The sequence below is a fragment of the Schnuerera sp. genome, from assembly GCF_035459645.1.
Lineage (GTDB): Bacteria > Bacillota > Clostridia > Tissierellales > Tepidimicrobiaceae > Schnuerera.
Genome location: NZ_DATHXO010000244.1, coordinates 1 through 5,872, shown reverse-complemented (window position 1 = coordinate 5,872; position 5,872 = coordinate 1). Strand labels below are relative to the sequence as shown.

General features: G+C 28.4%; 10 protein-coding genes. All 10 read right to left on the bottom strand.

Annotated elements, in window-relative coordinates; all coding sequences use genetic code 11:
• Positions 1–561, bottom strand: a 561-nt coding sequence (gene spoIIIAF / locus VK998_RS05770) for a stage III sporulation protein AF (RefSeq protein ID WP_325226475.1), incomplete at its 3' end; no start/stop codon positions are given.
• 31 nt (positions 562–592) lie between these two features.
• Entirely contained in the window at positions 593–1,780 is a 1,188-nt protein-coding gene (gene spoIIIAE, locus VK998_RS05765) for a stage III sporulation protein AE (RefSeq protein WP_325226473.1), read from the bottom strand.
• 12 nt (positions 1,781–1,792) lie between these two features.
• On the bottom strand, positions 1,793–2,182 hold the full coding sequence (gene spoIIIAD / locus VK998_RS05760; RefSeq protein ID WP_325226471.1) for a stage III sporulation protein AD: 390 nt from the start codon (positions 2,180–2,182) through the stop codon (positions 1,793–1,795).
• Positions 2,183–2,197: 15 nt separating this feature from the next.
• The gene (spoIIIAC, locus tag VK998_RS05755; RefSeq protein WP_325226469.1) at positions 2,198–2,395 is read right to left on the bottom strand and encodes a stage III sporulation protein AC; all 198 of its coding nucleotides are present in this window, start codon (positions 2,393–2,395) and stop codon (positions 2,198–2,200) included.
• A 13-nt stretch (positions 2,396–2,408) separates the two neighbouring features.
• Positions 2,409–2,933 (bottom strand): stage III sporulation protein SpoIIIAB, encoded by a 525-nt coding sequence (spoIIIAB, locus tag VK998_RS05750; RefSeq protein ID WP_325226468.1) that lies wholly within the window; start codon positions 2,931–2,933, stop codon positions 2,409–2,411.
• A 14-nt stretch (positions 2,934–2,947) separates the two neighbouring features.
• Positions 2,948–3,925 (bottom strand): stage III sporulation protein AA, encoded by a 978-nt coding sequence (gene spoIIIAA / locus VK998_RS05745; protein ID WP_325226466.1) that lies wholly within the window; start codon positions 3,923–3,925, stop codon positions 2,948–2,950.
• Positions 3,926–4,022: 97 nt separating this feature from the next.
• The gene (locus VK998_RS05740; protein ID WP_325226464.1) at positions 4,023–4,361 is read right to left on the bottom strand and encodes a CD1247 N-terminal domain-containing protein; all 339 of its coding nucleotides are present in this window, start codon (positions 4,359–4,361) and stop codon (positions 4,023–4,025) included.
• A gap of 38 nt (positions 4,362–4,399) precedes the next feature.
• On the bottom strand, positions 4,400–4,957 hold the full coding sequence (gene efp / locus VK998_RS05735) for an elongation factor P (protein ID WP_325226463.1): 558 nt from the start codon (positions 4,955–4,957) through the stop codon (positions 4,400–4,402).
• A gap of 12 nt (positions 4,958–4,969) precedes the next feature.
• Positions 4,970–5,410: a type II 3-dehydroquinate dehydratase gene (gene aroQ, locus VK998_RS05730; protein ID WP_325226462.1), complete on the bottom strand. Its 441-nt coding sequence runs from the start codon at positions 5,408–5,410 to the stop codon at positions 4,970–4,972.
• A 46-nt stretch (positions 5,411–5,456) separates the two neighbouring features.
• A partial coding sequence (locus VK998_RS05725; RefSeq protein ID WP_325226460.1) for a shikimate kinase occupies positions 5,457–5,872 on the bottom strand: 416 nt, incomplete at its 5' end.

Sequence of the window (5,872 nt, the reverse complement as noted above, 5' to 3'; positions counted from 1 at the left end):
AGAAATATTATAATTTCTATTTAAAATATCTTTTATATATTCACTATCATCAAATTCCTCTAATTTAATTGGTATTTCTTTTTTATCATTAATATTTACTTCTTCAATTTGTACTGTAGTAATCGAATCACTAGCTGTTTGATGATTGTCCTTATTCTCTCTTAGTATTATCTCTATATTATTAACTTTTCCATAATTTATATTATCTTCGCAAATTGATATTTTCATTTCCTCAACTTCATACTCAGTAGACTGATATATCAACTCCCTAATTTCATCTTTCATTTTACTTAAATAAATATCTTTTACCTGTTTTTCTTGTAAAGATGCCAATTCCAGATCATCCTTATATTCAATATTGCTTTGCTCTATAGTATGGCGAAAAACTTCTTTGTCTACTTGAAAATCCTTATGAATTAATTTTATAAATGGTGTAATTATAACAATTATTACAAATAGTCCTATTACCATATCTATATATCTTTTCATATTGCTATTAGGTAGGGCTATTTCTATAATAGAAATTAAAGCAAATATTATAGCAATATCTTTTATCCATATTTTTAAAAATTCTACTATCCCATGTAATCACCTACCTAAACATTATAGTAGTATTTCCTGCTTCAACAATTACTGTAATGGTTATAAAAAACATAGTAGCAACAGAAAGCATTCCCACCAGTAATAGCAAAAGAGATTTGGCCACTTCACTAAAACAACTAGAAATACTAATTGACGCAATAGGTTCAACAAGAGCAGCTATACCTTTATAAGCAAATATAAGCACTATGATCTTTAATGCAGGAATAATACATATGAAAAACAATATTAATAAGCCTATAATTCCAACCCCATTTTTTAATATAGCCGAACAACCAACTACTGCCTCTACAGCATCGGATAAAAATTTCCCTATTATTGGTATAAAATTATCTACAGCAAACTTTGCTGTTCTAATAGTCACCCCATCAATATTTGCTCCTATTCCATACATAGTGATAATTCCTATAAATACAGTAAAAGATGCACTCATTAAAACAATAATTATTTGTCTCATCAATTCTGATAATTTTGAAAATTGAACTTTTTGAGATATATTACTTATCACTCCGATGATAAAAGTGAAAAAAATAAGTGGAAGCACTAAATCCTTAATTAAAGAGCCAATTACATTTACTACCCCAATTACCATAGGATGAAAAATAAGTCTAGTATTTGCTCCTCCTATTGCCGTTAATAAAGTTAATAGAATAGGCAGTATAATTTGCATAAAATTAACCATTTGTTCTACAGTTTTCCTAGCTAAATCCAAGGATAACATAAAACTATTCATCATCAACATAGCTAAAATTATATAACAGGCATAATGGGCTAGTTGGGAGACAGTATCTTTTTCAAAAGCATTTTGCAAATTAGTCAAAACTGAACAAGCCACAGTTATTATGAGTAATTGAACTATTAAATTTAAATTGTTTAATATCTCATTAAAAAATATCTTTATTATCCCTTCTTTTATTTGGTTCATGTTTAGCTTGTTTTCACCTTTCACTGCAGATATAATATATTCTTTTAAGTTAATTTTAGGAAAAATTCCTTCATTGCCTCTCAATATATCTTCTAATATAAGTTCTAATTCTCCTATATTCAAACTATTTAACTGTTCTTGTAAAAATTTATCTGTAATACCAAGATTATTTTCATCTGTATTTTGCCCATAAGAGCAAGATGAAATAAAAAGTATTACTAAAACTATCAAAAATAAAATTCGTTTGTTATCCATTTTTTTCACCTTTTAAGGGAGTATTTTTATTATCAATTCCATTAATGCCAGTAAAATTGGTATTGCTAATACCATCATTACTATCTTTCCACCTAATTCTATTTTAGAAGCAATTGCTTCTTCGCCAGCATCTCTAGATATTTGAGCACCAAACTCTACTATATATGCAATTCCAATAATTTTTAAAATTGTTGAAAAATACGTAAATTCAATAGTGGTACGTTTAGCTAATTGACTTAATGTTTCAACAATATATACTAATTTATCTAGAATCATAAAGAAAATAAGGATACCGGCAACTAAGCTAATAAATATTGCAAATTCAGAGCCAATAGTTCTTCGTACTAATACCGCCAATATTGTTGATATAATTCCTATACTAACTATTTGTATAATTTCCATAATCTCACTTCCCTTTTAATATAACTGAAATAAAGTCTTTATACTGTCAAATAATTTGGATATTAGCCCAATAATCATGCTGAATACAATTACAACCCCTACTAAAGTAGTAATATAAGCAAATTCTTCCTTTCCTGCCTTAGCTAAAATAGTATGAAGTATACCTAGTAATATACCTATACTTGCTATTTTAAATATCAAATCGATATTCATAATTTTCTCTCCTCTATAACAGTATTATCACAATAGCAATCCCAGTAAGTATTCCTAAATTCTTATACATCTTTTCATTCTTATCCTTCTCCAATTTAGCTTCTCTTTGGAGAACAGCAATTTGATTTAAAATAAATTTGAAGTTTTTTTCTTGATCCTGTCTATCTGATGAACCTAAAACTCTTCCTAATGATAAAAATATTTCTATATCCCTATCTTTAAAACTTAATCTATCTTTCAATAAATTCACTACATTAGAAAAACTATGAAATATGTCTCCTTTTTTATTTTCTAATAAATGTCTCTTAACTTCTTCAAATATAAAGGATACTTTTTTATTTCCTTTGTTGTAAACGTTGGTTAAAGCTTCTGGTAAAGGAACTGCTCCATAGACTATTTCTGTTTCCAATATTTTAAAACATTGTTCTAAGTATATTAGATTATAATATCTATTAGAAAATCTATTACCATAATAAAATCCAATCAAAGTAGTAGAAAGAATTATCAGTAATCCTCCCATGGCTTTTATCAAACCCATAAAATCCCTTCTTTCTATTTGATTATGGAGGTAAAATAATCCCCCTCTATAATATCTTTTAAAGTGCCTACCCCATTAGAATTATCTAAGAATATAAATCTTTTAAATATCTTATCTTCTATTAGCATTTTCATGCTTTTTTTTGATAGTAAATCCTCCAAGGTACTACCATGTATAGTTGCAATAATCTTTACTCCTGCCTTAAGAGCCTCATGAATGGCATCTACATCATAAATACTACCTATTTCATCCATAGCTATAACTTCTGGTGACATAGACCTTATAAGCATAGTTGTCCCATCTCTTTTATTACACCCATCTAAAACATCTGTCCTTAAGCCAATGTTAAATTGAGGCATTCCATTATACATACCTGCAAGCTCCGATCTTTCATCAATAACTCCTACTTTTAAACCTTTTTCTCCCATCATATTACATCCATTGCTTAAATTTCTAATCAAATCTCTTAATATAGTGGTTTTACCGCATTGAGGCGGAGAAACAATTAATGTGTTATAAATGGTTTGGGGAAAATCTACAATATACTTTATTAGTTTTTGAGAAGTACCTAGTTTTTCTCTAGCAATTCGAATATTCAAAGAAGATATATCCCTAATAGTTTCAATTCCATTTAATCCATATACTACCTTTCCTCCTATGCCTACTCTATGGCCTCCCCTTAAGGTAATAAACCCATTTTTTATTTCTTCTTCAAAAGCATATACTGAATAGTTGCTAACAAGTTGAAAAGTTTCCATTAATTCTCGCTTTTCTACCAATCTGCCTTCATCTTTGTTCTTAGTTATCAAGCCATCTTTTGTGATAAAATAGTCTGTGTTCCTTAAATATATATTAATAGGTGCACCATATCTTAGTCTTATTTCTTCTACGTCCTTTTTATAGTTTGGAGAAATTTTTTTTAATATATGGCTTAATTCTAAACTAATATATTCTAATACTGTTTCATATATTCCAATTTCTACTTTCTCCATAACATGTCCCTCCTTTATATATAAATATGAACAAGCCAAAATATTATGCTAAAAAAAAGACTTAAAACCAATATTGGTTTTAAGTCTTTTTTGCTTCTTATTGCTCTAATTCATCCTCAAGTTCATCCTCTGGATCGAAGTCTTCATAATCAAACTCTTCATCTAAATAATCATCATCAAGCTCTTCGTAAGGATAATACCCTTCATCATCAAATTCATATATTTCATCTTCTATATCAGTTAAGTCTTCATCAATATATTCTACATATTGTTCTAAATCATTATGATCTTCAATGACTTCATCAATTACATCTGCAAAATCCTCTAAGGCATCTATTATGTGTAATAATAACTTGCCTTCCTTTGATTCTTCCTCAATTTCTAAACCTTCAGCTAATCCTTTCAAATATGATACTTTTTGATAAAGATATTCCATGTATTTCCCTCCCATAAATTTTATATTTATATTATTACCTAGACCCTTGATAAATACTCACCCGTTCTAGTATCTATTTTGATTTTATCTCCTACGTTAACAAATAGAGGAACATTAACAACAGCACCTGTCTCAAGGGTTGCAGGTTTTGTAGCCCCTGTTGCTGTATCACCTTTAACTCCTGGTTCAGTATGAGATACAGTTAATTCTACAAAATTTGGTGCTACTACTTCAAAGGGTTTTCCTTCATAAAATCTAATAATAGCATTGTCATTCTCTTTTATATAAACAATTGCCTCTTCTACCTGTTGTTTTTCTAAAGGTAGTTGTTCATAAGTTTCATTATCCATAAAATAATAAAGCTCTCCATCATTGTATAGATATTGCATTTCCTTAGTTTCAATTCTAGCTCTGGGATATCTATCGTTAGGGTTAAAGGTTAAGTCCTTTGTCGTCCCAGTCATAACACTTTTTATTTTTGCCCTAACAAAAGCAGCACCTTTCCCTGGCTTTACATGCTGAAAATCTATAATTTGATACACATCTCCATCCATTTCAAAGGTAATCCCTTTTCTAAAATCTCCTGCTGAAATCATTATAAAACCTCCTTAATCGCTTTCTTTCATAATACTAAATGCTTGCAATGCTAATAAATAGCTATATACTCCAAAACCTGATATTTGTCCTTTACATACTGGAGCAATAACAGATTTTTCTCTAAAACCTTCTCTTTTGAATATATTAGACAGATGTACTTCAATTACGGGAATATTCAAAACTTCAATAGCATCCCTAATAGAGATACTATAGTGAGTATATCCACCTGGGTTAATTATAACACCATCATAATTACCATCAAAAGTCCTATGTAACTTATCAATAATTTCTCCTTCATGGTTAGATTGGAATAACTCAACTTCTATATTAAGTTTATTAGATTTCAATCTAATAATATAGTTAATTTCTTCCAATGTAAATTCCCCGTATATTGTTTTATCCCTTTTACCTAATAAATTCATATTAGGACCATGAATTACTAAAATTTTCATCAACATCTTCCTTCATTATGCTATTTTATTATATCAATCCTTATTGTTAACTACAAGAGTTAACCTGTTTATAAATATAAATAATTTCATTCCCTATATTTTCACATGTTTTTTTATCAACTTTTATAATATAATTTGCACTTGACAGATATAACTTTTTTCTTTCTTTGTATATATCCTTTATTCTACAATCTAAATAATCACTATCTTTAAGAAGTGGTCTATTTTCCAAGCTTGCATTAGATGACTGTATATTTGAAACTATAGTATCTATATTAGCATCTAGTAAAAAAATCATTCCATTTCTTTTTAACCTCTCTATATTTTTAAAATTTAAAATCACCCCTCCTCCAGTGGAAATCACTATTCCTTTTTTTGATGAGAATTCTTTAATTACTTTTACTTCTAAATCCCTAAAATATTGTTCTCCATATCTATCAAAAATATAATCTATAGTTTCTC